The 24,277-nt window shown below is 71.6% G+C and carries 24 protein-coding genes, 1 tRNA gene and 1 pseudogene; 16 read left to right on the forward strand and 10 right to left on the reverse strand.

Going from position 1 to position 24,277, the window contains the following annotated elements; translation table 11 throughout:
• Positions 1–16: 16 nt before the first annotated feature.
• The 3 genes from LQ327_RS21105 to LQ327_RS21115 form a co-directional block, all read right to left on the reverse strand.
• Positions 17–1,480 (reverse strand): PucR family transcriptional regulator, encoded by a 1,464-nt coding sequence (locus LQ327_RS21105; protein WP_230737620.1) that lies wholly within the window; start codon positions 1,478–1,480, stop codon positions 17–19.
• Positions 1,481–1,843: 363 nt separating this feature from the next.
• Complete coding sequence (locus LQ327_RS21110; RefSeq protein ID WP_230737622.1) at positions 1,844–2,200, reverse strand: DUF2237 family protein; 357 nt, start codon at positions 2,198–2,200, stop codon at positions 1,844–1,846.
• A gap of 138 nt (positions 2,201–2,338) precedes the next feature.
• Positions 2,339–2,581, reverse strand: a complete 243-nt coding sequence (locus LQ327_RS21115) for a hypothetical protein (protein WP_230737624.1) — start codon at positions 2,579–2,581, stop codon at positions 2,339–2,341.
• A gap of 673 nt (positions 2,582–3,254) precedes the next feature.
• Here LQ327_RS21115 and LQ327_RS21120 point away from each other — a divergent pair.
• Both LQ327_RS21120 and LQ327_RS34905 read left to right on the forward strand, forming a co-directional pair.
• Entirely contained in the window at positions 3,255–3,500 is a 246-nt protein-coding gene (locus LQ327_RS21120) for a hypothetical protein (RefSeq protein ID WP_230737626.1), read from the forward strand.
• 340 nt (positions 3,501–3,840) lie between these two features.
• On the forward strand, positions 3,841–5,013 hold the full coding sequence (locus LQ327_RS34905; RefSeq protein WP_308286354.1) for a glycosyltransferase: 1,173 nt from the start codon (positions 3,841–3,843) through the stop codon (positions 5,011–5,013).
• A 176-nt stretch (positions 5,014–5,189) separates the two neighbouring features.
• Here the strand turns inward: LQ327_RS34905 and LQ327_RS21135 are convergent, their stop codons facing one another.
• Together LQ327_RS21135 and LQ327_RS21140 are read right to left on the reverse strand one after the other, a co-directional pair.
• On the reverse strand, positions 5,190–5,687 hold the full coding sequence (locus LQ327_RS21135; RefSeq protein ID WP_230737629.1) for a GrpB family protein: 498 nt from the start codon (positions 5,685–5,687) through the stop codon (positions 5,190–5,192).
• 498 nt (positions 5,688–6,185) lie between these two features.
• A complete protein-coding gene (locus LQ327_RS21140; RefSeq protein ID WP_230737631.1) occupies positions 6,186–6,353 on the reverse strand; it encodes a hypothetical protein in 168 nt (55 codons plus the stop codon).
• A 385-nt stretch (positions 6,354–6,738) separates the two neighbouring features.
• Here LQ327_RS21140 and mscL point away from each other — a divergent pair.
• The 5 genes and pseudogenes from mscL to LQ327_RS21165 form a co-directional block, all read left to right on the forward strand.
• Positions 6,739–7,110, forward strand: a pseudogene (mscL, locus tag LQ327_RS35275) (large conductance mechanosensitive channel protein MscL); the annotation flags it as partial.
• A gap of 353 nt (positions 7,111–7,463) precedes the next feature.
• Positions 7,464–8,273: a Clp protease N-terminal domain-containing protein gene (locus LQ327_RS21150; protein ID WP_230737632.1), complete on the forward strand. Its 810-nt coding sequence runs from the start codon at positions 7,464–7,466 to the stop codon at positions 8,271–8,273.
• Between the two features lie 669 nt (positions 8,274–8,942).
• Complete coding sequence (locus tag LQ327_RS21155) at positions 8,943–9,350, forward strand: SRPBCC family protein (RefSeq protein WP_230737634.1); 408 nt, start codon at positions 8,943–8,945, stop codon at positions 9,348–9,350.
• A 118-nt stretch (positions 9,351–9,468) separates the two neighbouring features.
• Positions 9,469–9,930 carry an ATP-binding protein gene (locus tag LQ327_RS21160; protein WP_230737641.1) on the forward strand — a complete coding sequence of 154 codons (462 nt, stop codon included), beginning with the start codon at positions 9,469–9,471 and terminating at the stop codon, positions 9,928–9,930.
• A gap of 46 nt (positions 9,931–9,976) precedes the next feature.
• Complete coding sequence (locus tag LQ327_RS21165; protein WP_230737643.1) at positions 9,977–10,300, forward strand: hypothetical protein; 324 nt, start codon at positions 9,977–9,979, stop codon at positions 10,298–10,300.
• A gap of 129 nt (positions 10,301–10,429) precedes the next feature.
• On the opposite strand, the gene LQ327_RS21170 is transcribed toward LQ327_RS21165, so the two are convergent.
• The 3 genes from LQ327_RS21170 to LQ327_RS21180 form a co-directional block, all read right to left on the reverse strand.
• A tRNA-Val gene (locus LQ327_RS21170) sits at positions 10,430–10,501 on the reverse strand.
• Between the two features lie 51 nt (positions 10,502–10,552).
• A complete protein-coding gene (locus LQ327_RS21175; protein ID WP_230737645.1) occupies positions 10,553–11,023 on the reverse strand; it encodes a peroxiredoxin in 471 nt (156 codons plus the stop codon).
• Positions 11,024–11,095: 72 nt separating this feature from the next.
• Positions 11,096–11,539 (reverse strand): DUF3052 domain-containing protein, encoded by a 444-nt coding sequence (locus tag LQ327_RS21180; RefSeq protein WP_230737647.1) that lies wholly within the window; start codon positions 11,537–11,539, stop codon positions 11,096–11,098.
• Positions 11,540–11,854: 315 nt separating this feature from the next.
• On the opposite strand from LQ327_RS21180, the gene aceE reads away from it, so the two are divergent.
• The 9 genes from aceE (at position 11,855) to LQ327_RS21225 (ending at position 22,911) form a co-directional block, all read left to right on the forward strand.
• Entirely contained in the window at positions 11,855–14,674 is a 2,820-nt protein-coding gene (gene aceE / locus LQ327_RS21185) for a pyruvate dehydrogenase (acetyl-transferring), homodimeric type (RefSeq protein ID WP_230737661.1), read from the forward strand.
• Between the two features lie 242 nt (positions 14,675–14,916).
• A complete protein-coding gene (locus LQ327_RS21190) occupies positions 14,917–15,120 on the forward strand; it encodes a cold-shock protein (protein ID WP_116710338.1) in 204 nt (67 codons plus the stop codon).
• A gap of 127 nt (positions 15,121–15,247) precedes the next feature.
• Positions 15,248–16,585, forward strand: a complete 1,338-nt coding sequence (locus LQ327_RS21195; protein ID WP_230737663.1) for a PucR family transcriptional regulator — start codon at positions 15,248–15,250, stop codon at positions 16,583–16,585.
• 173 nt (positions 16,586–16,758) lie between these two features.
• Entirely contained in the window at positions 16,759–17,706 is a 948-nt protein-coding gene (locus LQ327_RS21200; protein ID WP_230737665.1) for an ACP S-malonyltransferase, read from the forward strand.
• Entirely contained in the window at positions 17,703–18,695 is a 993-nt protein-coding gene (locus LQ327_RS21205) for a beta-ketoacyl-ACP synthase III (RefSeq protein ID WP_230737667.1), read from the forward strand. The genes LQ327_RS21200 and LQ327_RS21205 overlap by 4 nt, the downstream gene beginning before the upstream one ends.
• A gap of 42 nt (positions 18,696–18,737) precedes the next feature.
• Positions 18,738–18,980, forward strand: a complete 243-nt coding sequence (locus LQ327_RS21210) for an acyl carrier protein (RefSeq protein WP_230737669.1) — start codon at positions 18,738–18,740, stop codon at positions 18,978–18,980.
• Positions 18,977–20,239, forward strand: coding sequence for a beta-ketoacyl-[acyl-carrier-protein] synthase family protein (locus LQ327_RS21215; RefSeq protein ID WP_308286356.1), 1,263 nt, complete (start codon positions 18,977–18,979; stop codon positions 20,237–20,239). The genes LQ327_RS21210 and LQ327_RS21215 overlap by 4 nt, the downstream gene beginning before the upstream one ends.
• Positions 20,240–20,386: 147 nt before the next feature.
• Entirely contained in the window at positions 20,387–21,850 is a 1,464-nt protein-coding gene (locus LQ327_RS21220) for an acyl-CoA carboxylase subunit beta (RefSeq protein WP_269070651.1), read from the forward strand.
• A gap of 191 nt (positions 21,851–22,041) precedes the next feature.
• Positions 22,042–22,911 carry a hypothetical protein gene (locus tag LQ327_RS21225; RefSeq protein WP_230737677.1) on the forward strand — a complete coding sequence of 290 codons (870 nt, stop codon included), beginning with the start codon at positions 22,042–22,044 and terminating at the stop codon, positions 22,909–22,911.
• Between the two features lie 54 nt (positions 22,912–22,965).
• Here the strand turns inward: LQ327_RS21225 and LQ327_RS21230 are convergent, their stop codons facing one another.
• Positions 22,966–23,526 (reverse strand): hypothetical protein, encoded by a 561-nt coding sequence (locus LQ327_RS21230; RefSeq protein WP_230737678.1) that lies wholly within the window; start codon positions 23,524–23,526, stop codon positions 22,966–22,968.
• Positions 23,527–23,641: 115 nt separating this feature from the next.
• Positions 23,642–24,139, reverse strand: a complete 498-nt coding sequence (locus LQ327_RS21235) for a DUF3145 domain-containing protein (RefSeq protein WP_230737685.1) — start codon at positions 24,137–24,139, stop codon at positions 23,642–23,644.
• Between the last annotated feature and the right edge of the window lie 138 nt (positions 24,140–24,277).

Consider the following 24,277-nt stretch of genomic DNA (forward strand, 5'->3'; position numbering starts at 1 on the left):
GGACAATTCGGGGGCCTCAGACGCCGTCCTGGTCGCCAACGAGGCGCCACGCCTGGACCGCCACCGCGAGGTCTGCGACCGCCCCGGGCACGTCGGTGAACCGCCCTGTGAGCTCGCCGAGCTTGCGCAGCCGATAACGAACGGTGTTTGCGTGACAGTAGAGACGTTTCCCCGCGACGGGGATCGATCCCTCACTCTCCAACCACACCTCGAAGGTCTGCAGGAGCACGTTCCGGTCCTGCTCGGGAAGGGCCAGGACGGGGCCGAGGACGTCAGTGGCCACACCGGCTGCGACGTCGGGCGCCCCGGCCACCAGCATCGCTATCGGCGTCCGCGCGAACAGTCGCACCCACGAGTCGCCGCCACCGCGGCTACGGGCCGCGATGCCAGCCAGGTAATAGGCCTGCGGGGCGGCGTCGAGATCGCTGAACAGCGGGCCGACGCCGACTCGACCGAGTGCGTGCTCCTCGAGGCACGACACCGCGGGGGCAGGGTCGGGTGTGGGCAGCGACAGCACCCCGAGGGCCTCACGGGACGCAAGTCGCCACGCCGAGATCACCTCACACTCGCGGAGCGCCTCGGAGATGCCGGGCAGCGGGTCACCCTGGCCGGGTGCATCCGCTGAGACCACCACTAGGAAGTGACCCCGCTGCGGCATACCGAGCCGGGCCGCGACCTCGCCGAGGGACCCTCGACCGACCACTGATCCAGTGACCAGGGCCTCCACCGTCGCCGAGCGTTCGCGGTCCCGACGAAGCAGCATCTCCGTCGTGGCGTCCCGATGCGCCCCGGTCACGGCGTGCCCGAAGTGATCGGCCCGCCACCACAACTCGCTCGCCGCGTCCACGACCTCGCGGTAGCCCACGGCACCGCTGTCGACCATCGCCTGCGTAATGGCCTCCCACAGGAGGGCGAAGCCGATGCGGTAGGCCGCCAGAACGTCGGCCAGCGGGACGCCACGTAACGCGTGGTCACGCCCGGTCAACCGCGGCTGCGCCTCCGGGTCCGCGTCGTCGACGGGCTCGCGATCCAGCAGGTACTCGATGTTGCGCCGAACGTAATCCGCCACCTCACCGCGCGCGAACCGTTCGGGGTCCCGGTAGAACTCGCTGGCCTCGACGATCCTCGCGGCGACGGCGCGAGCCAGCTGCTCGAGGTCGGTCCGCACGATCGGGGCCAGGCGCGCCAGGCCACGCGCGGCGTCAGCGGACATGGCGTCGCAGACTACCCACGCCGACGTCCTGAGCCGGCGTCGCGGAAGCAGCGCACGTTCGAGCCGGATCGCCTCCTGACGGTCGAGAGCCTCGACGATGACCTCTCGGGCACGCTCGCCGCTGACTCCGGTCGCGGCGCCGACCTCGTCCCAGCTCGCGCCGTCGGCTCGCGCGGCGTGCATCGCCTGCGACTGCCACCCCGAGAGCAAAGCGTCGAGTTCGGCCGTATCCATGGGCAACCGCGCCGGCCCTCCGGAGGCGGTCATCGGCTCAAAGGTGCGACCCTCACTCGTCGGCCGCGAGTTGCCACGACTCGGAAGAATGGAGCCAGATGGGGCGGCCCGCCCGGCTATGAGGGCGACCCTCACCCGCGAAGTCGGAGGCTCGATAGCGGCGGCTCGAGCCGGATCTGGGGCAGGTTCGCCGTCCGGCACGGGCTGGCGGCGATGAAGTCCGGGTCGGTGTTGCCCCCGCCCCAGACTTCCAGGCCCCCGGAGCCGGCGCCCGTACCGTCGGACGCCCTCACCCGGCGTCGATCGAGATCAACTTAAGAACGTCGTCAGGCACCCGGACCCGAGGGGGGCCGCTTCCGCCGGCGAGACCCGGCAGCCCGCAGCCGCGGGTCGGTACTATTCGGCAACGGCGTGCGCGCGAAGGTCGGCGAGGTCTATCCACTCCAGCGAGCGTGCGTGGGATGCCTCGAGGACGACGGGCGGCGCGACCCCGCCGTCGAGGGCCTCTTTCCACCGGCTCGCGCACAGGCACCAGCGATCCCCGGGCAAGAGCCCCGGGAAGTTGGCGTTGGGCCGCGTCAGGTCGTTGCCTCGGGCGGCCGAGAACTCGAGGAACTCGGCGGTGACCCGGGCGCACACGGTGTGCACGCCGTTGTCGTCGGGACCGGTCTCGCAGCAGCCGTCCCGATAGAAGCCGGTGATCGGATCGTGGCTGCAGTCGGCGAGCTCGCCGCCGAGGACATTGCGGGCCATGGGTTCCTCCTCGCAGGGATGGCGATCAGCGCAGAGTGATACCCACCAGCGCGTCGATCGCAGCCGCCGCCCCCGGGACCACCGCCGCTCGGTCCTCCCTCCGAGTTCACCGGTCCCTCGTCACTCCACCCGGACCGTTCACTGGCCCCATGGGCTCTGGGGCAACACCCAGTAGTTGTCGGTCGCTGGTTCGGGGCCCGGCCAGGACACTCCCACGATCACGCCGTCGTCGCACATGGCCTCCAGCGCGGCCACGATCTCGACGCGTCCCACCGTGATCGGGCTACGCCGAGTCGTGAGAAGCGTGCGTAGGCCGATGAGCTCATTCACGAGTTGCTCGGTGGAGCGCGGGAAACCGTGCGCAAGAATCAGCTGGACCATGATCGCCTGCTGGAGCTGTGAGGTCGGGCGCGGCGAGCAAGAGGGCATCAGTGGGCCTCGCAGACAATCGGGGACGGCAGTCAACGGTCGTCGGGTCGACATGCAGCGCCGCTGCGTCGGGCGGGGGCGATTGCGCCGGTCGAGTGCTCGCGTCGGGCTCCGACCCGAGCGGCTCGATGGCGCGGTGACGAGGCGTTCTCGGAAGTTGGGGTTCACGGGCGGTCATCGGTGGGCCCTCCCACGGGGCGCCGATCGGAGCGGGGAGGTCGGGTCCCGAGCCGTAGGTGCGCGCACAGCCACAGGGACCCGACCTCGACGGGGCACGTCCGGGGGGACCTCGTGCCCCGTCGTCGAGTACATCGATCCGACCACCGCCGGCGTTATCAAACCGTTATCAACAGATTCAGCCGCTACGAATGCACGTTCCGCTGGCAGCGCGTGACCTGTCCCCGATTGATCGAGACGAGTCCTTCTGCCTCTCGGAGCAACGTTCTGCCTGTTACTGGTTCAGGCCATGACGCCTCTGCACAAATGGTCCGGTGTCCGGTCGACCGAGCTACATCGAACGGCCCAACCTCATCGGGCGGGAGCGTTCATGGCGCACCGAACCCCGCGCGGCTCCGTTGGGCGGGGCAAGCCCGACAACACCGCAGCGAGAGGGGTGGAAGATCGCGTGACCGATCTCGATCCGCTCTCCCCCCGTGCCCGTCGTTGGCTGGCCGACGCCGCAGTACGTCTTGCCCATCTCGCGACGCTGCGCGCAGAGGCCGGCGTGTGGTGCCGAATCGCCGCCTCGGACGCTGACGACCAGGCCACACGGTCCGCGCGCATCGCCGCCGCCGAACGCTACGAAGCCGACGCCCACGCGCTCCAAGCCATCGCCACGAGCACCTTCAGCGAACTCGACCGCCGACAATGAGGCCGGCGACCCACCGAGCGTTCCTGAGCGCCGCTGGGCGAACGGCACCGAAATCGCCGCCATTGCCGTCATCGGACTGGCCCTCGGGGCCACCGCAGGCGCAGCCGTCCTGCTCCCCGCGATCATCGGGCGTGCACCGGAGCGCGAGCCGCACCCGCGGCCCCTTGCCGACGCGGACGCGCTCGAGATGAGCAGTCCGACGAGCCGTCCACGGGCGGGATGGGTCTGAGGCAGCCAGGCCGGAGCTCAGTAGCCGGGGCGCGAGTGCCGTGCTGGAGGCGCCCGTGAGGGACCGTGCTGACTTGGGAGATCAGGGCCGTTCAGGGCATATCGTCGTCGGATGCGAGTCCTGTTCGCCAGCACCGGCGGAGCGGGGCATGTCACCCCGATGCTTCCGTTCGCCGGAGCTTGTCGGCGGGCTGGACACGATGTCCTGCTCGTGGGTCCGCCTGGCCTCTCGTCGGCGGCTGCGACGGAGGGCCTGACCCTCGCGGTGGGCGCGCTGCCGGACGACGAGGAGACCAGGCCGGTCTGGACCCAGGTCCCGCACCTGTCCCGACTCGAGGCTGAACGCCTGGTCATCAGCCAGGTCTTTGCGACGCTCAACGTCCGGGCGATGCTGCCCGCGATGCGCGACACCGTGCACAGCTGGCGGCCCGACGTGATCGTGCGAGAGCCCGCTGAGTTCGCTTCGGCCGTGGTGGCGGACGAGGAGAGCGTCCCGCACGTTCAAGTCGGAATCGGGTTGATCTCTTCCCAACGGCAGATCATGGAGGTCGCGGCGGACGCAGTCGACGCGTGGCGTTCGGGACTGATCGCGCGGATCGCGGACACGCCGTACCTGACGTTCTTCCCTCCCTCGCTCGACTCCGGAGAAGAGCCGGAGCTGTCGCCGACGCACCCGTTTCGCCTACCTGAGGCCACCGCCGCACCGCTGTCGGACCACTGGCCCGGCGACGATCGACCCCTGGTGTACGTCACGTTCGGCAGCGTGACAGCGAACGTCCCGTGGGCGGCCCCGATCTACGAGGTCGCCGTGGAAGCGGTGGCCACTCTTCCGGCAAGGGTGTTGCTCACCACCGGCCACGGGGTCGAGGACGGCGCGATGGTCCCGCCGGGCCCGCACGTACACATCGCCCGGTGGGTTCCGCAAGCCGACGTGCTCGCACGAGCCAGCGTGGTGGTCTGCCACGGGGGTTCAGGGACGACACTCGGGGCGCTGGCGGCCGGTGTCCCACTGGTGATCGCCCCGCTGTTCGCCGACCAGCCGGCGAACGCCCGACGGGTCGCTGAACTCGGCGCGGGCGTCGAGGTCGGCTCGCGCGATCAGGACGCTCTGACCACCGTGATCGACCCGGCCGACTTGCAGCGTGCGATCACCGAGGTGCTCTCCGACCCCGCACCGGCCGCCGTCGCGCGACGCGTGGCCGACGAGATCGGCTCACTACCGTCGGTCGACGACGCCGTCGCTGTCATCACCGAAGCTGCGGGACGAGCCCTCCGAGCAACATGATCAACCGGCCGGCCACTGCGCACCACGCCGGCGCGCTCGAGGCGGAGCTGAAGAAGATCCGCCGCTATCGGCTGATCATCATCGCCGAGATCGGCTACATCCCCTTCGCTCTCGCCGGCGACTCCTACCGCACGGGCGCGCCGCGAGCTCCTCGCCCAGGACCGCAGCCAAAGCGCCTAGCCGGCCGCCACGACGCGCAGCACGAAGTCCTTCTTCGCCCTCCCATATGCCTCGCGGTCGTCCGGGTGCTCCGCCGCGGCCAGCTGCTTGACCTGCGAATACTCTGCCCGTAAGCGACGACTCGAACGCAGCCGATCCCGAAAGAGCAGTTGGTCGCACCAGCGGTCCTGACCCGACGGCATCAGATGCAGATGCGCCAACCGCGACGACGCATCCGGGCTGACGCGCACGAACAGCCACCGCCATGCCCGCTGATCGAGCTCACGGGGCACGAACATCCATCCAACGCCGGCCGCCTTCTCGTCGACCGCGGCGAGCGCTGCTGCCGGGTCCGGCGCGACGGCCTGAAGATCGATGATCGGCTTGGCGCGCAGCCCCGGGACCGACGTCGAACCAACATGAACCACGTCGCTGGTCAGCCACCCCGCGAACAGCTCATCGACCTCCCCGGCAAACCGAGTCGCCAGGCCAGCCCACATCGGATCGTGATCCACCACATGCACCGGCTCTGTCGCCCACGCCGGCCATTCCCCGCTTCCACCCCCGCCTGCCACGAGGCGAACGAACCAGCCCTCCTGGAGAGGGTCAAGATCCAACCTCCGCGGGGGCAGTTCCAGGGACCGTTGACACGCCCGGGGCTGGTCCGACATCGAGCTCACCGCGGCGCGGAGTGCCCCGGCCCACCACGCATGCGTTCCGTTCGGCCGTCGGGGGCCGCGGGACGGCTCGTGGTCGGCCCGCTCCCCGACCGCATCGGACGACGGCTCCCGAGCCGGGCCGGCAGTGGTCAGCAGATCCAGCAGGCTGCCATCAAGATGGAGTCCACGACCTCGGATCATGGATGCGAATGACGCTTGCTGCCCCGGAGCCCCGCATCTCTCAGCATGGTGATCATCAGCGTCGGCCGCCGCGCAGAGTCCGTGTTCCGGCGACGTCGGCCGTGCAGGGACTACGGAGGCCTGTTGCGCCTGTCGGGCGTTCAGCCCACAGGCCTATCCGTGTTCGCGGAGATGACGGGCGAAGGAGCCATCCGCGCGGCGCGCGGCGCGGGCGAACCCGGCGAGCTCGGCGACGTCGTGTTCCCGAAGCCAGTTGGACAGGGTGTCCGGTACGGCGACGCCGGGGTCGGAGTCGGGTTCGGGTGCGTCGAACGGGAGCAACGGATCTCCTCGCCGGCATCGCAGCCGGCCGGTCGGGGTGTCGGCCATCGCCGAGCCTGGGGCGGCGAAGCGCCCGCATCAGGTGCCACCGACATGGCGGCCGGTCGCGGGCGGCCGTGGCCCTCCCTCACTGAGGCCGCGCTCTGTGCAGAGGCTGTTCCGGCTGCCGACCAGTGGAGTGTTGCACGCGTTCCGACCGTCGGCGCATCAGGGCCCGCCCGGCTGTTCGTCTCTCGCCCCCTTGTTCGGCCCCTCGCAGAACACGATCGACCCCACCTCGAAGGCCGGTCCTCGCGCCGTGGTGTGGTCGCAGTGGCACATGGTCGGCCGGGTCGCGACGCGCGGACGGCTGGTTCCCCGTTCCAGTGCCGCGAGGAGACCAGCCATGCTGCGTGGGTTCAAGGACTTCCTGCTACGCGGCAACGTCGTCGATCTGTCGGTCGCGGTGGTGGTCGGCGCCGCGTTCACTGCCGTGGTCGCGGCGTTCACCAACGCGTTCCTCAAGCCGTTGATCCAGCTGGTCTCCCCCAGCGGAGGGCAGTTCGCGGGGACGCTGGAGGTCAACGGAGTGGTGTTCGACTACGCGAGCTTCCTCAACCAGATCATCACCTTCTTCCTCACCGCCGCGGTGGTCTACTTCGCGATCGTGGCCCCGATGAAGGCCATCCAGAACCGCCGGCTGCGCGGAGAGGAGTCCGGCCCCGCGGAGTCCACCGACATCGAACTGCTCACCGAGATCCGCGACCTGTTGGCCGCCACCCAGGTCGGCTCCGGTGAGGTCAGCCCCGCCAAGGCCGTCGCGGCGCAACCCGACGGAGTCGCCGTGCCCGCCGCCGTGGCCTCGTCGACCGGGGCGACCAGCCGACACGCTGGCGACGCGGAGGCCCCACTGCCGGGACAGGATGCGCAGCAGGCCCCGGTGGACGCGACGCGCCGCGCGCGGCCGTCGTCGGGCGCCGATCACGACGAGCCCACCCGGCCGCTGCCGCGAGAGCTCCAAGCCGTGTCGGCGGACTCGCCACCCGGCCCCGCGCCGTACCCCGCGGCGTGGCCGCGGCTATCGAACGGCCGCGGTCCGGGTCGTCGGTCCTGATGCCGTCATCGATCCTCATGTTCGAGCGGTTCAGCGGTCGGGCCCGCCATGTGGTGGCCCTGGCCCAGGACGAGACCAAGGTGCTCGGACACCCGCGAACCGGGCCCGAGCACCTCCTGCTGGGCCTGCTCCGCGAGGAACGCGAAGCGATGCCCATCCATGCGGACCACGGTCAGGCGACCGAACGCGAATCGACCCGACGGGCGGCACGCACACCGCTGGGTGAGGCCGGGATCGAGCTCGCCCACGCCCGGGCCCGGCTGCACGATCCGGTCCCGCGTCGAACGGCTATGGGGCGGCCGGGACCAGCCGACCACATCGGATTCACCGCCGACTCCGAGTCCGCGCTCGAACTCGCGGCCGCACACGCCGACGACGCCGGCCGACTGGTCATGCCCGCTGACCTCCTGCGCGCGATGCTCGACAACAGGCACAGCGCCGCGGTGAGCCTGTTGTTCTCGCTGGAAGTCAACCTCGACCACCTCACCGAACTGGCGTGGGCTGCCGCCAGGGACAGTCACACCCAGGACGAGGCGCCGCCCCCGCGCCTGCGGCTGGCGACCAAGCCTGCTGACCCTTCTCAGCCGAGACCACACCCCGATCCACCGGCGGTGATCAGTCCTGACACGCCGGCCCCGGCGACCTCGGACCTGCTGCTTCACCGGCTCTCGGTGCAGCTCGACGAGATTCAGCGCACTCTGGAGGCCCTCACCGCCCGCCTGGACATGGGCGAAGGTCGCACCCCGAAAGCAGACGATGCCACTGCGTTTACAGCCGGGCCCGCCGGAACCGACACCGACAGTACGACCGAAACGGCCCGATCGTGACGTCAGCGCCGATTCAATCGACGACCTATCGTGCCGAACGCGGAGCAAGTGGGGCCCGGGAGCACCGCACGATAGCGCGAGGGCACGATCACCCGATTGCTGCCGATATCGCGATCACTCTGGCGACATGAGCGCCATCAGCGGTGTCACCCGACAGGACAGCTCCCACGAGACCCGGCGGACTTCGACCCACGGGAGGGGTAACCCATCGTGAACGGGCTCGTCGAATTCGTTGTCGCCGTGCCTTGAGTGACGCCCACCGGCAGCGCTCGGCATGGACACTCGGGACTTCACCACGCGGGCCACTTCCTCAGCCGGTCCGTGAATCCCACCCATGGCACTCGACGCTTCCGCTGGCGCCTGCTCGGTAGCGCCGCGCCCATCACGAGGTCGTCACCCGTCATCGGGCAGAGGCCGGCCCGGAGACTGATCATGTCTAGCTCGACCTCATGCCCCCCGGCCGATGAGCGCAGTCGTGACTCGGAGTCGGCGAACATCGAGCCCTCGCCGGCTCCGGGCCGCTCGACGGGATGACCGAGCATGATCGACGGCTGATCCCGCCGGAGCGGGCTCAACATCGCAACTGCGTGCGGCGCACACCCGACCCCGCTCCGACGCGATCCCGGATTCGGACGGGTGAGGACGGGGACTTTCGGGCTCCCTCGATGCATGGCTGACTTCACCGGGTCCACCACCGTCGATGCGCCGCAAGAAGCCTTGTTCGAGTTCCTCTCCGACGTCGGCAACCTGCCGCGCTACTTCGCCCGGATGACCTCCGCCGAGCACGTCGACGGCGATCGGGTCCACACCACCGCCACGCTGCCCGACGGAACCAAGGTCGAAGGCCAGGCATGGTTCACCGTCGACCCCGCGACCCAGCACATCGCCTGGGGAGCCGAAGGCTCCAGCGAATACCACGGCACGCTCGACGTCAGCGGCACCGAGACCGGGAGCCAGGTCCAGGTGCACCTGCACACCACCCGCGTCGACTCCGACAACGACCAGGTCAGCGACGGGATCGACCGCACGCTGGCCAGCATCAAGCTTCTCGTCGAGAAGCAGGACGTGATGTCCTGACCCGCCACCAACAGGTCCGCGGCCTGCTCGAGGTCCGCGGTCCTGCGCTGTCGGCGCCCGTGGCGCGATCACGGTTCCAACGGATTGACGGCGGGAGGCGGTCCTCATCGACGAGGCCGTGATCGGCACGGTCGGGCCGGACTGTGTGTGCTGGCCTGCTCCCGACCGGGAGCGAGACCACATCGACCAGATACGCGAGCGACTGCCCGCCGGCCCGGCCGCGATCCGTCAGCTGCGGCGCCTGATGCGGAGCTGGGTTGCGGCCGTCGCGCTCGACGACGAGTTGGCCGAGTCGATCGTGCTGATCGTGGACGAAGCCGTCACGAACGCCGTCGAGCACGCGTGTCCCGACCGGACCTGCCAGATCGAGCTCGTCGCGGGACCTCGAGGCTGCGGAGACGGGGTCGCCGTTGTCGTCGTCGACGACGGGGTCTGGCAGGAGCCGACCGACCCCGGATATCGCGGCCGCGGGGTCACGCTGATCGGGCAGCTCGCGCAACGCAGCACCATCGAGACCACCGAGCACGGCACCGTCGTGCGCATGTGCTGGCCCTGGCCGAGCGACTCACCGGTGCCTTGAGATCGGTTTCGGATTGGCGCTCGATCGGGATCGGGTAGCACGTCCGATGACCAGTTGTCTGCCCGCACCAGACGGCTCGGCCGTCGCCCTGCGCGCCGCGATCGAGTCCATGCCCGAAGGCGAGCCGGGACAGCCCATGCCCCAGTTCTCCCAGGACGGCGGGGTGACCCTCAGTGACGTGGTCGGGCACTCGGCACGCGTCCAACCGCTCGGACAGCGGGCCCGGATCAGCATCCTCGATGCCGATCACATGGTGGCCGAAGCCGAGGTCGATCTCGCGTCGCTGGTTGCCGGCTTCCGCGCGGGCGGAGACGCCTACAGCTGCGCAGCCCAGGCCCTGCGTCGAGAGAACGGACCCCTTCATCGGTAACGAGCGGCAACAGCTCAAGAGCCCGGCTCCGACACCGGGGGTTGCGACGCCGACCACGGATCCAGCGCGCTCCGAGCTGATCGGCCAACTCCCAGAACGGACGAAGCCGGAACGACGCTCTGACCTGCGTGGGCGCGGCAGGATTCGAACCTGCGACCGACGGCTTGTAAGGCCGGTGCTCTTCCGCTGAGCTACGCGCCCGGTGTGGATGAGTCTCCGCGCCGAGGCACGGAGACGCATCCACTTAAACCCTCAGGCCGAGGCCTTGAGCTCCTCGATGGCGTCCCGCCACCCCTGCTGGTTGCGGGCGTCGCCGGGACCGTTGTGCTCGGCGAACCGCACCACGCCGTCCTTGTCCACGAGGAACGTCCCGCGGAAGGCGAAGCCGAGGTCCGAGGAGAACACCCCGTAGCTCGCGGCGGTGGCGCCGTGCGGCCAGAAGTCCGAGAGCAGCGGGAAGGTGTAGCCCTCCTGGTTCGCCCAGGCCTTGAGCGACCAGGTGGTGTCGACCGAGATCCCGAGGATCTGGACGTCGTCGTTCTGGAACGCCGACAGGTCGTCACGCGCCGAGCACAGCTCGCCGGTGCAGATGCCCGAGAACGCGAACGGGTAGAAGACCAGGAGCACGGCCTGCTTGCCGGCGAAGTCGGAGAGCGAGACCTCCGCGCCGTCCTGGTTCTTGAGCGTGAAGCCGGGGGCCTTCTGGCCGACCTCGACCGTCATGGGGTGCGTCTCCTTCGGTGGGGACCGTGCGGGTCGGGGATCACCCTAGCGATCACCCCGACCCGGGCATCCTCACCGCTTGCCCCGGCCCCCCGATTTCGGCGCGACGAGCCGGGTCCCGACCCAGCCGTCGGAGACGTTGACGTTCGAGGTCTGCGACAGACCCGCCGTCGGCGCGGCCTCCGCGATGTCGGAGGGCTCGACGTGCCCGTCGTAGCCGGTCTTGGGTGTCAGCACCCAGACCACGCCGTTCTCGTCGAGAGGGGACCGGACGTCCATGAGGGTGTCCACGAGGTCACCGTCCCCGTCGCGCCACCAGAGGACGACGATGTCGACGACCTCCTGGGCGTCCTCGTCGAGGAGCTCCTCACCGCTCCGGTCGGAGATCGCATCGCGGACCTCATCGTCCACGTCCGAGTCCCATCCGACTTCCTGGACGATCATCCCCGGCTCGACTCCGAGCTTGCCGGCCAGATCACTCCGGCTGCCGTCGGTGTCCCCCGCGGCCGCGACCACGTCTCTCGTCCCTCCTCGGTGCCGGGTGCGAGAGCCCCGTCTGACCCCCGCCCGTCACGCACAGCGAACACTCCCGCGCGATCGCGCGCAACCAGCCACGCGGCGGAGGTCGCAGGAGTCCTCGTGACGGCCCTTCCCGGACGGCCCGCGACACCCCTCGTGGCTACTGACGGGTAGAGATGACGGCGGGGCCATGGGGGACGACGATGTACCCACCTGGGGTGACCCCGCAGGCAGAATCGGTTCCGAACGCCCGCCGCACCGGGCTCGCCGGACCCCCGACCGTCGGACCCACGCGACGAGGAGCAGCAGCAGTTGTCATCGCAGAACGACTCCCCCACCAACACCCCCCGGGACTCACGGGTCCACGTCATCCGTGACGGCCTCTCGACGCACCTTCCGGACATCGATCCGGACGAGACGGCCGAGTGGATCGAGTCGTTCGACCAGGTGCTCGACGGTGCGGGCCAGCAACGCGCCCGGTACCTGATGCTGCAGCTGCTCCAGCGCGCCCGCGAGCGCCGCGTCGCCGTCCCGAGCCTGTTCTCGACCGACTACGTCAACACCATCCCGACCGACCAGGAGCCCTGGTTCCCGGGCGACGAGGACACCGAGCGCCGCTACCGAGCGTGGATCCGCTGGAACGCGGCGACCATGGTCCACCGCGCGCAGCGTCCGGGGGTCGGCGTCGGCGGGCACATCTCCACGTACGCGTCGGCGGCGTCGCTGTACGAGGTCGGCTTCAACTGGTTCTTCCGCGGCAAGGACCACCCCGGCGGCGGCGACCACGTCTACATCCAGGGCCACGCCTCCCCCGGCATCTACGCGCGCGCCTTCCTCGAGGGCCGCCTGGGCGCCGAGCACCTCGACGGGTTCCGCCAGGAGCTCAGCCACGCCGGCCCGGGCGGTGGACTGCCGTCCTACCCGCACCCCCGGCTGATGCCGTGGTTCTGGGAGCACCCGACCGTGTCGATGGGCCTCGGCCCGATCAACGCGATCTTCCAGGCGCGGTTCGACCGCTACCTCGAGAACCGGGGCATCAAGGACACCGCCCAGCAGCACACCTGGGCGTTCCTCGGCGACGGCGAGATGGACGAGCCGGAGTCGCGCGGCGCGATCCACGTCGCGGCCGCCGAGGGCCTGGACAACCTGACCTTCGTCGTGAACTGCAACCTCCAGCGCCTCGACGGGCCGGTGCACGGCAACGGCAAGGTCATCCAGGAGCTGGAGTCGTTCTTCCGCGGCGCGGGCTGGAACGTCATCAAGGTGATCTGGGGCCGCGAGTGGGACCGGCTGCTGCACGCCGACCGCGACGGCGCCCTGATCAACCTCATGAACACCACGCCGGACGGCGACTTCCAGACCTACAAGGCCAACGACGGCGCCTACGTCCGCGAGCACTTCTTCGGGCGCGACCCGCGCACCAAGGACCTCGTCAAGGACATGTCCGACGACGACGTCTGGAACCTCAAGCGCGGCGCTCACGACTACCGCAAGGTCTACGCCGCCTACCAGGCGGCGCTCGAGCACGAGGGCCGCCCGACGGTCATCCTCGCCAAGTCGATCAAGGGCTACACGCTCGGACCGCACTTCGAGGGCCGCAACGCGACGCACCAGATGAAGAAGCTGACGCTCGAGGACCTCAAGACCTTCCGCGACGAGGTCCGCGTCCCGATCAGCGACACCGAACTCGAGCGCGACCCCTACCTGCCGCCGTACTACCACCCCGGCAAGGACGCCCCCGAGATCGAGTACATGCTCGAGCGCCGCCGCCAGCTCGGCGGGTCGCTGCCCGAGCGCCGGCTGCGCAGCAAGCCGCTCGTGCTGCCGGGCGACAAGGTCTACGACGTCGTGCGCCGCGGCTCCGGCAAGCAGGAGATCGCGACGACGATGGCGTTCGTCCGGCTGGTCAAGGAGCTGACCCGCGACGACGAGATCGGCAAGCGGGTCATCCCGATCATCCCCGACGAGGCCCGCACGTTCGGGATGGACTCGTTCTTCTCGAACCTCAAGATCTACAACCCGCAGGGCCAGCTCTACACCTCGGTCGACGCCGACCAGCTGCTCGCCTACCGCGAGTCCGAGACCGGGCAGCTGCTGCACGAGGGCATCAACGAGGCCGGGTCGGTGGCCTCGTTCACCGCGGTCGGGACGTCCTACGCCACCCACGGCGAGACGATGATCCCGATCTACATCTTCTACTCGATGTTCGGCTTCCAGCGCACCGGCGACGGCATCTGGGCGGCCGCCGACCAGATGGCCCGCGGGTTCCTGCTGGGCGCGACGGCGGGTCGCACGACGCTCGTCGGCGAGGGCCTGCAGCACAACGACGGTCACTCGCACCTGCTCGCGGCGACCAACCCCGGCGTCGTCGCGTACGACCCGGCGTTCGCGTTCGAGATCGGGCACATCGTGCGCGACGGGCTCGAGCGGATGTACGGCGAGTCCAGCAACGGCGCCGCGGGCGAGCCCGCCGCCGAGCCGGAGCGCGACCCGAACGTCATGTACTACCTGACGGTCTACAACGAGCCCTACCGCCAGCCCGCCGAGCCCGAGGGCGTGGACGTCGACGGGTTGTTGCGCGGCCTGTACCGCTACGCGCAGGCGCCGGGCGGGCCGGGGCCGCGGGCGCAGATCCTCGCCTCCGGTGTCGCGATGCCGTGGGCGCAGAAGGCGCAGGAGATGCTCGCGACCGAGTGGGGCGTACAGGCCGACCTGTGGTCGGCGACGTCCTACGGCGAGCTGCGCCGCGACGGCGTGGAGTGCGAGAAGCACAACCAGGCCCACCCCGACGACGAGCCCCGGACCCCGTTCGTCACGACGGCGCTGGCCGACGCCGCCGGCCCGGTGGTCGCCGTGTCGGACTGGATGCGCGCCGTCCCGGACCTCATCCGCCCCTGGGTCCCCGGCGACTACACCACCCTCGGCACCGACGGGTTCGGGCTCTCCGACACCCGCCCGGCCACCCGGCGGCACTTCGGGGTCGACGCCGAGAACGTCGTCGTCGCCGTCCTCGCGGCGCTCGCGCGGCGCGGCGAGGTGGATCTGGCGACGGTGCGCGACGCCGCCCGCCGCTACCAGATCGACGATCCACAGGCCGCCGGACCGCAGGACTCGGACAGCGGTGTGGCGTGATCGGCCCGATCGTCCTGGTGCACGGGCGGCACCCGTCGTCGTCGTGACCTCCCGGTGACTTTTCGGCACTCGGGGCTGGTCTCAGCAGCGGGGGATCCCGCTAGGCTGTCGCCGACCGCGCGGTCCACCTCGTAGCCAACGGGGCGCCCGGCGGGTCCGGCGGTTGGAGTACATCGCTCCGGCGGCGGCTTGAAGGCCGAGGGCATGAAGAAGCCCCCGGGACATCGGTATGAGGAGCAGGAATGGCAGAAGGCACCGTCAAGTGGTTCAACAGCGAGAAGGGCTTCGGCTTCCTCGCTCCCGACGGTGGTGGCGCTGACGTCTTCGTCCACTACTCGGCGATCCAGGCCCGCGGGTTCCGGACGCTGGACGAGGGGCAGCGCGTCTCGTTCGACGTCGAGCAGGGTCAGAAGGGTCTGCAGGCCGTTCAGGTCACGCCGCTGTAAGTAGCGCGCACACGCGTCACTCGGGACGGGGCTCCGGTCGGTTCGCCGACCGGGGCCCCGTTTCTCATGTGGGGGGACGGTCCGCGAGGCAGACTGAGGAGCGTCGCGAGGGGGCGGAGGTGAGCTGATGGCGGGCAGCCGCGAGCGCCCGGTGTCCGAGGCGACGATGCGCCGCCTGGAGCTCGCCACCGGCGGCGTCGCCGGCGCCGGGGTCGCCGAGATGTCGGCCCGCCTGCCCTGGTTCTCCCGCCTCACCGCCGACCAGCGCGCCGGCGTCCTGATGGTCACCCAGCTCGGTGCGGCCAACTTCGTCACCTGGCTGCGCGACCCGGAGGCCACCCCCCGCCTCACCGCCGAGGCCTTCCGCAGCGCTCCACCCGACCTGGCCCGCCGGATGACGCTGCGCCAGACCGTCGAGCTCGTCCGCATCGCCACCGAGGTCTTCGAGGACCGCATCCCCGCGCTGGCCGGCAACCGCACCGAGCGCGCCGCGCTGGTCGCCGCGGTGCTGCGCTTCGGCCGGGAGGTGGCGTTCGCCGCGGCGACGGTCTACGCGTCGGCGGCCGAGTCGCGCGGCGCCTGGGACGCGCGCCTGGAGGCCCTCGTCGTCGACGCCGTCGTGCGCGGCGACCGCGACTCCGACGGCGCGCTGCTCTCCCGCGCCTCGGCGCTGGGCTGGGACCCGGCGGTGCGTGCGGTGGCCCTCGTCGGCGACCCGCCCACCGAGGGCGACGGCGACGGCCCGGACCCGCTGCACGGAGTGCGCCGCGCCGCCTACCGGGCCGGGGTCTCCGTGCTGCTCGGGGCGCACGGCTCCCACCTGGTCATGATCATGTCGCTCGACGACGGCAGGCACGGGCACGCCGGGCGGGGCCCGGACCACCCCGCCGACGACGACGAGCCCGACCCGACCGACCCCGACGGGCTCGACGACGAGCCGCCCCCGGCCCGCGTCGCCGACCTCACCCGCGGCGAGTCCAAGGCGGCGCTCGCGCTCGCGGACGCGTTCGGGCCCGGACCCGTCGTCGCGGGGCCCGTGGTCGCCGGACTGCTCGACGCGCACCGTTCGGCGGCCAGTGCGCTCGCGGGGCACCGCGCGGTCGCCGCCTGGCCCGGTGCGCCGCGTCCGGTGTCGGCCGACGAGCTGCTGCCCGAGCGGGTGCTGGCCGGTGACGCCGCCGCCGTGGAGGCGCTGGTGCGGGACGTGGCCCGCCCGTTGCGGGAGGCGGGCGGGTCGCTCGTCGAGACGGTCGACTCGTACCTGGAGCACGCCGGCGTGCTCGAGGCCTGCGCGCGCTCGCTCTACGTGCACCCGAACACCGTGCGGTACCGGCTGCGTCGAGTGGCCGACCTCACCGGCGCCCACGCCTCGGACGCGCGCGGATCGAGGTTGTTGCACATGGCCATCGCGCTCGATCGGTTGCGTACGACCGCCGACGGCACGGACTCGCCGGCGAGGCGCTGACCAGCAGGAATACGGCGAGTTCAGCCGCGCGTGGCCACGATTGGACTCTCAATCGATTCCGTCGTCACGCGGCGTTTACCTGCCTGGTTGTAGGAACCCCACAACGATCCCCGACGAGGATTCGTCACCGCGACGCCTGCTGCGCGCAACCCGCGCGTGGTGGGGTACGGCGTGTGATCGCAATCCTCGCGCCCGGTCAGGGCGCCCAGAAGCCGGGGATGCTCGGGCCGTGGCTGGAGCGCCCCGGCCTCCGTGAGCGGCTGGCCGCGTTCTCCGACGCCGCCGGGCTGGACCTGGAGCACTTGGGGACCGAGGCGGACGCGGAGGCGATCGCCGACACCGCGGTCACCCAGCCGCTGCTGGTCGCCTCGGCGCTGCTCTCCGGGGAGGCACTGCTCGGTGAGCTGGGCGGCATCGACTCGCTGCCGGCGGGCACCACCGTCGGGGGGCACTCCGTCGGCGAGCTCGCCGCCGCGGCGATCGCGGGAGTGCTGACCCCGGAGAAGGCGGTCGCCCTCGCGGCCGTGCGCGGCCGCGAGATGGCCGCCGCGTGCGCGGTCGAGCCGACCTCGATGGCCGCGATCCTCGGCGGGGAGGCGGACGTCGTCCTGGCCGCCCTGGCCGAGCGCGACCTCGAGCCGGCCAACCGCAACGGCACCGGCCAGGTCGTCGCGGCCGGGCGCACCTCCGACATCGAGGCCCTCGCCGCCGAGCCGCCCGAGGGCGTCCGGGTCCGGCCCCTCGCCGTCGCCGGCGCCTTCCACACCCGCTTCATGGAGCCCGCCGAGAAGGCGCTGTCGGCGTGGGTCGGCGAGCACCGCGACGAGCTGGCCCCGGCCGACCCGGTGCTGGCGCTGCTGTCGGACGCCGACGGCACCGTCGTGACCTCGGGGTCCGACGTGCTGGACCGCCTCGTCGCCCAGGTGACGCTCTCGGTCCGCTGGGACGCCTGCATGGACACCCTGCGCGAGAACGGCATCACCGGCGCCGTCGAGCTCACGCCGGCCGGGACGCTGACCGGCATGGTCAAGCGCCAGATCAAGGGCACCGCCACGGCCAACGTCTCCACGCCCGACGACCTCGCGGCGGCCGTCGAGCTCGTCCGGGGTGAGCAGGCATGAGCCTCAGCACCACGATCCGCCACCCCGACCCGGTCGTCGGCGCCCGCCTGCTGGGCCTGGGCAGCTCGCAGCCCGACCGCATCGTCACCAACGACGAGCTCGCGCAGCGCGTCGAGACCAACGACGACTGGATCCGCAGCCGGGTCGGGATCGCCGAGCGCCGCTTCGCCGCCGAGTCCGACAGTGTCGTCTCGATGGGCGCGGACGCCGCCTCCAAGGCACTCGCCGACGCCGGCCTCTCCCCCACCGACCTCGACGCGGTCGTCGTCGCCACCTGCACGATGCCCACCCCCATCCCCAACGCGGCGGCGCAGCTGGCCGACCGGATCGGGATCAACGGGATCGGCGCGTTCGACGTCAACACCGCCTGCGCCGGCTTCTGCTACGGCACCGCCATGGCCTCGGACATGATCCGCTCGGGCACCGCGCGCCACGTCCTCGTCGTCGGCTCGGAGAAGCTCTCCGACTGGCTCGACATGGACGACCGCTCGACCTGCATCATCTTCGCCGACGGCGCCGGGGCGGCCGTGGTCGGTCCGGCGAGCTCGCCCGAGGAGGTCGGCGTCGGCCCGGTGGCCTGGGGCGCCGCGGGCGACCTGGTGTCCACCATCGGGATCGACGAGAAGAACTACCTGCGCCAGGAGGGCCAGTCGGTCTTCCGCTGGGCCACCACGAAGATCGCCCCGATCGCGATGCAGGCGCTGGAGAAGGCGGGCCTGACGCCGGCCGACATCGACGTCCTGGTGCCGCACCAGGCCAACCTGCGCATCGTCGAGGCGATCGCGAAGAAGCTGAAGTCCCAGGGTGCGCGCGACGACCTCGTCGTCGCCGACGACATCGTCCACTCCGGCAACACCTCGTCGGCCTCCATCCCGATGGCGATCGACCACATGCGGGGGGCAGGGCGGGTGCGCTCCGGCGACGTGGCGCTGCTCATCGGGTTCGGCGCCGGCCTGTCGTACGGCGGCCAGGTCGTCGTTCTCCCCTAGATTCCCCGCACCGCACGTAGTCACCCAACCGAAAGGAACCACGTGGCGACCAAGGAAGAGATCCTCCCGGACCTGGCGAGCATCGTCGAGGAGGTGGCCGGCGTCGACGCCTCGGAGGTCACCCCCGAGAAGTCGTTCGTCGACGACCTCGACATCGACTCGCTCTCGATGGTGGAGATCGCGGTGCAGGCCGAGGACAAGTTCGGGGTCAAGATCCCGGATGACGAGCTGGCCAAGCTCAGCACGGTGTCCGACGCCGTCGACTACATCTCCTCGCACTCGTGAGCGCTGCCGGCCGGGGGGTCGTCGTCACCGGGATGGGCGCGACGACCCCGCTCGGCGGAGACGTGCAAGCCACCTGGGACGGCCTCCTGGCCGGCGCCAGCGGGACCCGGCCGATCGAGGACGACTGGCCGTCCCGCTTCGAGCTCCCGGTCGACTACGCCTCCCAGCTCGCCGTCGAGCCCTCCGAGATCCTCAAGCGCGTCGAGATGCGTCGTCTCGACCGGTCCGAGCAGGTCGCGATCGTCGCAGCCCGCCAGGCCTGGGAGCACGCCGACCTCGGCGACTACCCGGCCACCGAGGACGGGACGCCGAAGGTCGACGGGCTGCGGCTCGCCGTCGTCATCGGGACCGGCATCGGCGGCGCGACGACGCTGCTGAACCAGGACGACCTCCTGGAGCAGCAGGGCCTCCGCAAGGTCGCGGTCCTGACGATCCCGATGCTCATGCCCAACGGGCCCGCGGCCCACGTCGGGCTCGAGTTCGGCGCGGCGGCGGGCATCCACGCCCCGGTGTCGGCGTGCGCGTCCGGCGCCGAGGCCATCGCCTGGGGCTGGCGGATGCTGCAGGCGGACGAGGTCGACGTCGTCGTGGCCGGCGGCGCGGAGGCGTGCATCGCGCCGATCACGCTCGCCGGGTTCTGCCAGGCCCGGACGATGGCCACCGGCTGGGAGGACCCGACGCTGGCCTCCCGCCCGTTCGACGCGAAGCGCAACGGCTTCGTGCTCGGCGAGGGCTCGGGCATCGTCGTGATGGAGCGCGAGGAGTTCGCGAAGGCCCGAGGCGCGACGGTGCACGGCCGGATCGCCGGGATCGGGACGAGTGCCGACGCGTACCACATCACCGCCCCCGACCCCGAGGGCGTCGGCCAGTCGCGGGCGATCGCCTCGGCCCTGCGCACCGCGGGGCTGGAGCCGTCCGACGTCGGGCACGTCAACTGCCACGCGACCTCCACCCCGGTCGGTGACGTGGCGGAGACGGTGGCCGTCCGCAAGGCCGTCGGGGACCACCCGGTGCTCACGGCCCCGAAGGGCTCGCTCGGGCACCTGCTCGGCGCGGCGGGGGCCGTCGAGGCCATCGCCACGATCCTGGCGGTGCGTGAGGGGCTGGTGCCGCCCACGGCGAACCTCACCGACCTCGACTCCGACGTGGAGCTCGACGTCGTCGGCGGCGAGGCCCGCAAGGTCACGCTCGACGCCGCCATCAACGACTCCTTCGGCTTCGGAGGGCACAACGTCGCGCTCGCCGTCACTCCTGCCTGACCCGGTGCCGTCCGCCGGCACCACGAGGCCCTGCTCCGACGACCAGGCCGCCCCCGGACGGTGCGGTCCGCCGACCCGTACCGCGCCGTCCACCCTGCCCACCGCCACCCGCCCGACCGGCGGGTGGCGGCCCGGAGAGGAGTTCGCATGACCGCCCTCGACTCCCGTCCCCCGACCCTGACGGCCGAGGCCCCGCCGTCGCTGCCCGCCCCGGAGGAGCTCGACCCGCGCTCGCCGTACGTCCGGGGCGCCGCCCTGGTCGAGGAGGGCACGTTCTCGCCGCTGCGCCCGCCGGACTCCTCGGGCGCGATGGCCGCCCACGGCCGGATCAACGGCTCCCGGGTGGTCGTCTACATCACCGACGGCTCGGTGATGGGCGGGGCGATGGGCTCGGAAGGCTGCGGGCACATCGTGGAGGCCATCGACACCGCGCTGCGGCTGCGCTGCCCGGTGATCGGGCTCTGGCACTCGGGCGGTGCCCGCCTGGCGGAGGGTGTGCAGGCGCTCGACGCGGTCGGGCAGGTCTTCGCCGCGATGGTGCGGGCGTCCGGTCGCGTGCCGCAGATCTCGGTGGTGCTCGGGCCGGCCGCGGGGGGTGCCGCCTACGGGCCGGCGCTGACCGACCTCGTGATCATGGCGCCGCAGGGCCGGGTGTTCGTGACCGGCCCCGACGTCGTGCGCTCGGTGACCGGCGAGACCGTCGACGCCGAGGGCCTGGGCGGTCAGGACGCGCACGGGAAGCGCTCCGGCGTGGTGCACGTGCTGGCCGACTCCGAGGCCGACGCCATGGCCCGGGCGCGCCGGCTGACCGGCCTGTTCTCGACGCCGGGCTCCTTCGACGTGCGCTCGACGCGCTCCTCGGACCTGCGCTCGCTGCTGCCCGAAGCCAAGAAGCGCGCCTACGACGTGCACCCGCTGCTGCGCGAGCTCCTCGACCCGGTTCCGGAGGGCGAGTCGCCGTTCGAGGAGCTGCAGGCCCGGTACGCGCCGAACATCGTGACCGGGTTCGGGCGGCTGGGTGGCCGGTCGGTCGGCGTGATCGCGAACAACCCGCTGCGGTTGGGCGGCTGCCTGGACTCGCCGTCGGCGGAGAAGGCCGCGCGGTTCGTGCGGCTCTGCGACGCGTTCGGGATCCCGCTCGTAGTGGTCGTCGACGTGCCCGGCTACCTGCCGGGGGTCGGCCAGGAGTGGGACGGGGTCGTGCGCCGCGGGGCGAAGCTGCTGCACGCCTTCGCCGAGGCGACCGTGCCCCGCGTGACCCTGGTGACCCGCAAGTCCTTCGGCGGGGCGTACATCGCGATGAACTCCCGGTCGCTGGGCGCGACCGCGGTGTTCGCCTGGCCGGAGGCCGAGGTCGCCGTCATGGGCGCGAAGGCCGCCGTCGGGATCCTCAACCGCAAGCAGCTCGCGGCCGCCCCGGAGGACGAGCGCGAGGCGCTGCACACCGAGCTGGCCGAGGAGCACGAGCGGACCGCGGGCGGGGTGAACCGCGCGCTGGACATCGGCGTGGTCGACGAGATCATCGACCCGGCGCAGTCCCGGGCCCGCCTCGTGGACGCCCTGGCCGGTGCGCCGGCGGGGCGGGGGCATCACGGGAACATCCCGTTGTAGGTGCGCTGCGCGCACGTGAGCACTAATTGACGCTATAGCGTCAATTAGTGCTCACAAGCGCGAAGCGCACCTTGATGGAGCCGATCGCCCTTCGGCTACGTCCAACCCATGTGGACGACTCAGAAGCATGGCAACGGCTGATTCGCGATCAGGGACCCGTCGCGAGTACCGAGCAGATCCTCGCGCACGAGATGACCTTCGCCGAGATCAGGGCGAACGTGCGCGCGAAGCGCTGGATCCCGATGCTCCACGGCGTGTACGCGCTGGTGACGGGCGAACCGACGCCGGAGATGTGGCGCCGGGCGGCGTTGCTGTTCATCCGCGGCCCAGCAGTGCTGAGCCATGCGACCGCCGCGGCGGTGCTGAAGCTCCCGGGCGGCAGCGACAAGGGCCCGCTCCACGTGACGGTGCCCTACGGATCTTCCGCGCGCGGCTGCGCCCAGGTGATCGTGCATCGCAGCCGCGCCTTCGAGCACCTCGCCCTGCGGGGCACCGACCCGCCGGTCACCAGCAAGGCCCACACCCTGGTCGACCTCGCCGTGGAGGCGCCGAGCGCCCGCGAGGCGATGCGCCTCCTCACTGCCGGCGCGACCCAGGCCCATGTGCCCGGCGAGCGTGTCCGGGCTGCCCTGGAGGTCCGTCGTCCGCGCCGCTACCGCCGGGCACTGGTGGCTGCGGCGAAGCTGCTCGTCGACGGCGTGGAGTCGGTGCTCGAGGCCTGGTACGCCGACGACGTCGAGCTCGCGCACGGCCTGCCGATCGGCACCCGTCAGGTCGCCCGGATCGTCGAGGGACGCCGCCGGGCGGAGGACATCGAGTACCCGATGCCCTGCGGGGTGCTCACCGTGCGCCTCGACGGCTGGCGCACCCACGCGAACCGTCGTACCGCTCGCGTCGACCGGGCGCGCGACAACGCGGCCGAGCTCGAAGGACGGGCCCGTCTGACCTTCGGGTACGAGGAGGTGAAGGACGCCTCGTGCGCCGTCGCCGCGGCCGTCGCGACCCGCCTGCGCCAGCTCGGCTGGGAGGGCGAGTTCATCCGGTGCACTGCGTGCCTGTGAGCACTAATTGACGCTATGACGTCAATTAGTGCTCACGAGCGCGAAGCGCACCTACTAACAGGGCGTCCGCAACGAGCTCCCCGCCATCGGGTCGACGATGCGCAGCGACCCGCGCTCGGTGACCACGCTCGTCGACACCTGCCAGCAGAGCCGCGACACGGGCACGTCCTGGGGCGCCGCCGCCGGGTCCTGGGTGGTGATCATCCCCATCGGGATCACGTACTCGCCGTCCCCCACGGGGTCGATCCGCCGCAGGATCACCGATCCCACCTTGACCGTCCGGTTGCGGTCGGCGAACTGCGCGGCGGAGACCGAGGCGGCCGAGGTGGCGGACGACGTCGCGACCCAGGCCCCGTAGTTCCCCGAGTTCCGGGCGTCGACCTGGCGCTGGACGAGGTCGCGGATCTCGGCCGACCGGGGTGATTCGGCCGCCGTCGGCGTGAGCGTCACGGTGGGCGGGCCCGCGGACCCGTCGTCGGGCAGCGTCACGCCGGCGAGCGCCGGGCCGGTGTCGCCGAGGGCGTCCCGCGCGGTCCCGGCCGCCCGGCCGGCGAGCCCCGCCGCGACCGCACCGAGCACGACGAGCACCACGACGAGCGCGATCGGGACGGTCACCGCGGGCCGGATGAGCGACGCCCACCGGCCGCTCCGGGCCCGTGTCACCCCGGGAGTCGGATCGACGCGTGTGACATGGCAATCACTCTGCCAGCCCGCGGGGCGGCCGTGGCGCTCAGCCCACCTGGTGGAGCCAGCCGACCGCCGCGCCGTCACCCGCGTAGCGGTACGGCTCGAGGGCGTCGTCCCACCGACGGCCGAGGAGCTCGTCGAGACCGTGGTAGAGCGCGTCGCGACCGTCCCGGCGCGCCGAGGCCATCGCCGCGCGCAGCTGGTCCTCGCCGAGCACCACGTCGCCGTTCGCGCTGGTCCGGCCGTGCCAGAGCCCGAGGCCGGGGACGTGGCTGAAGCGCTCGCCGTCGGTACCGGGACTGGGCTCCTCGGTGACCTCGAAGCGGAGCATGCCCCAGGCGCGCAGCGCGCTCGCCAGGCGTGCGCCGCTACCGACCGGGCCGGTCCACGAGCACTCGGCCCTCATCTGGCCCGGGGCCGCGTCCTGCGCGGTCCAGTCCAGCACGACACGGGCGTCGAGGACGCCCGAGATGGCCCACTCGACGTGCGGATTGACCGCAGGCGGCGACGAGTGGACGTAGACCACGCCACGGGTGCTCACTGCTGACCTCCGGTCGAGACGAGAAGCGTCTTCCCCAACGTCCTCGTGTCGTCCGCGGCGCGGTGATCAACCGTAGCGGTGTCGCGGAGGAGTGTGCCCGGTGAGACCCCTGGTGCGCCAGTGGTCCTGCGTGTTCGG

It is taken from the genome of Actinomycetospora endophytica (genome assembly GCF_021026375.1).
GTDB classification, from domain to species: Bacteria; Actinomycetota; Actinomycetes; order Mycobacteriales; family Pseudonocardiaceae; genus Actinomycetospora; species Actinomycetospora endophytica.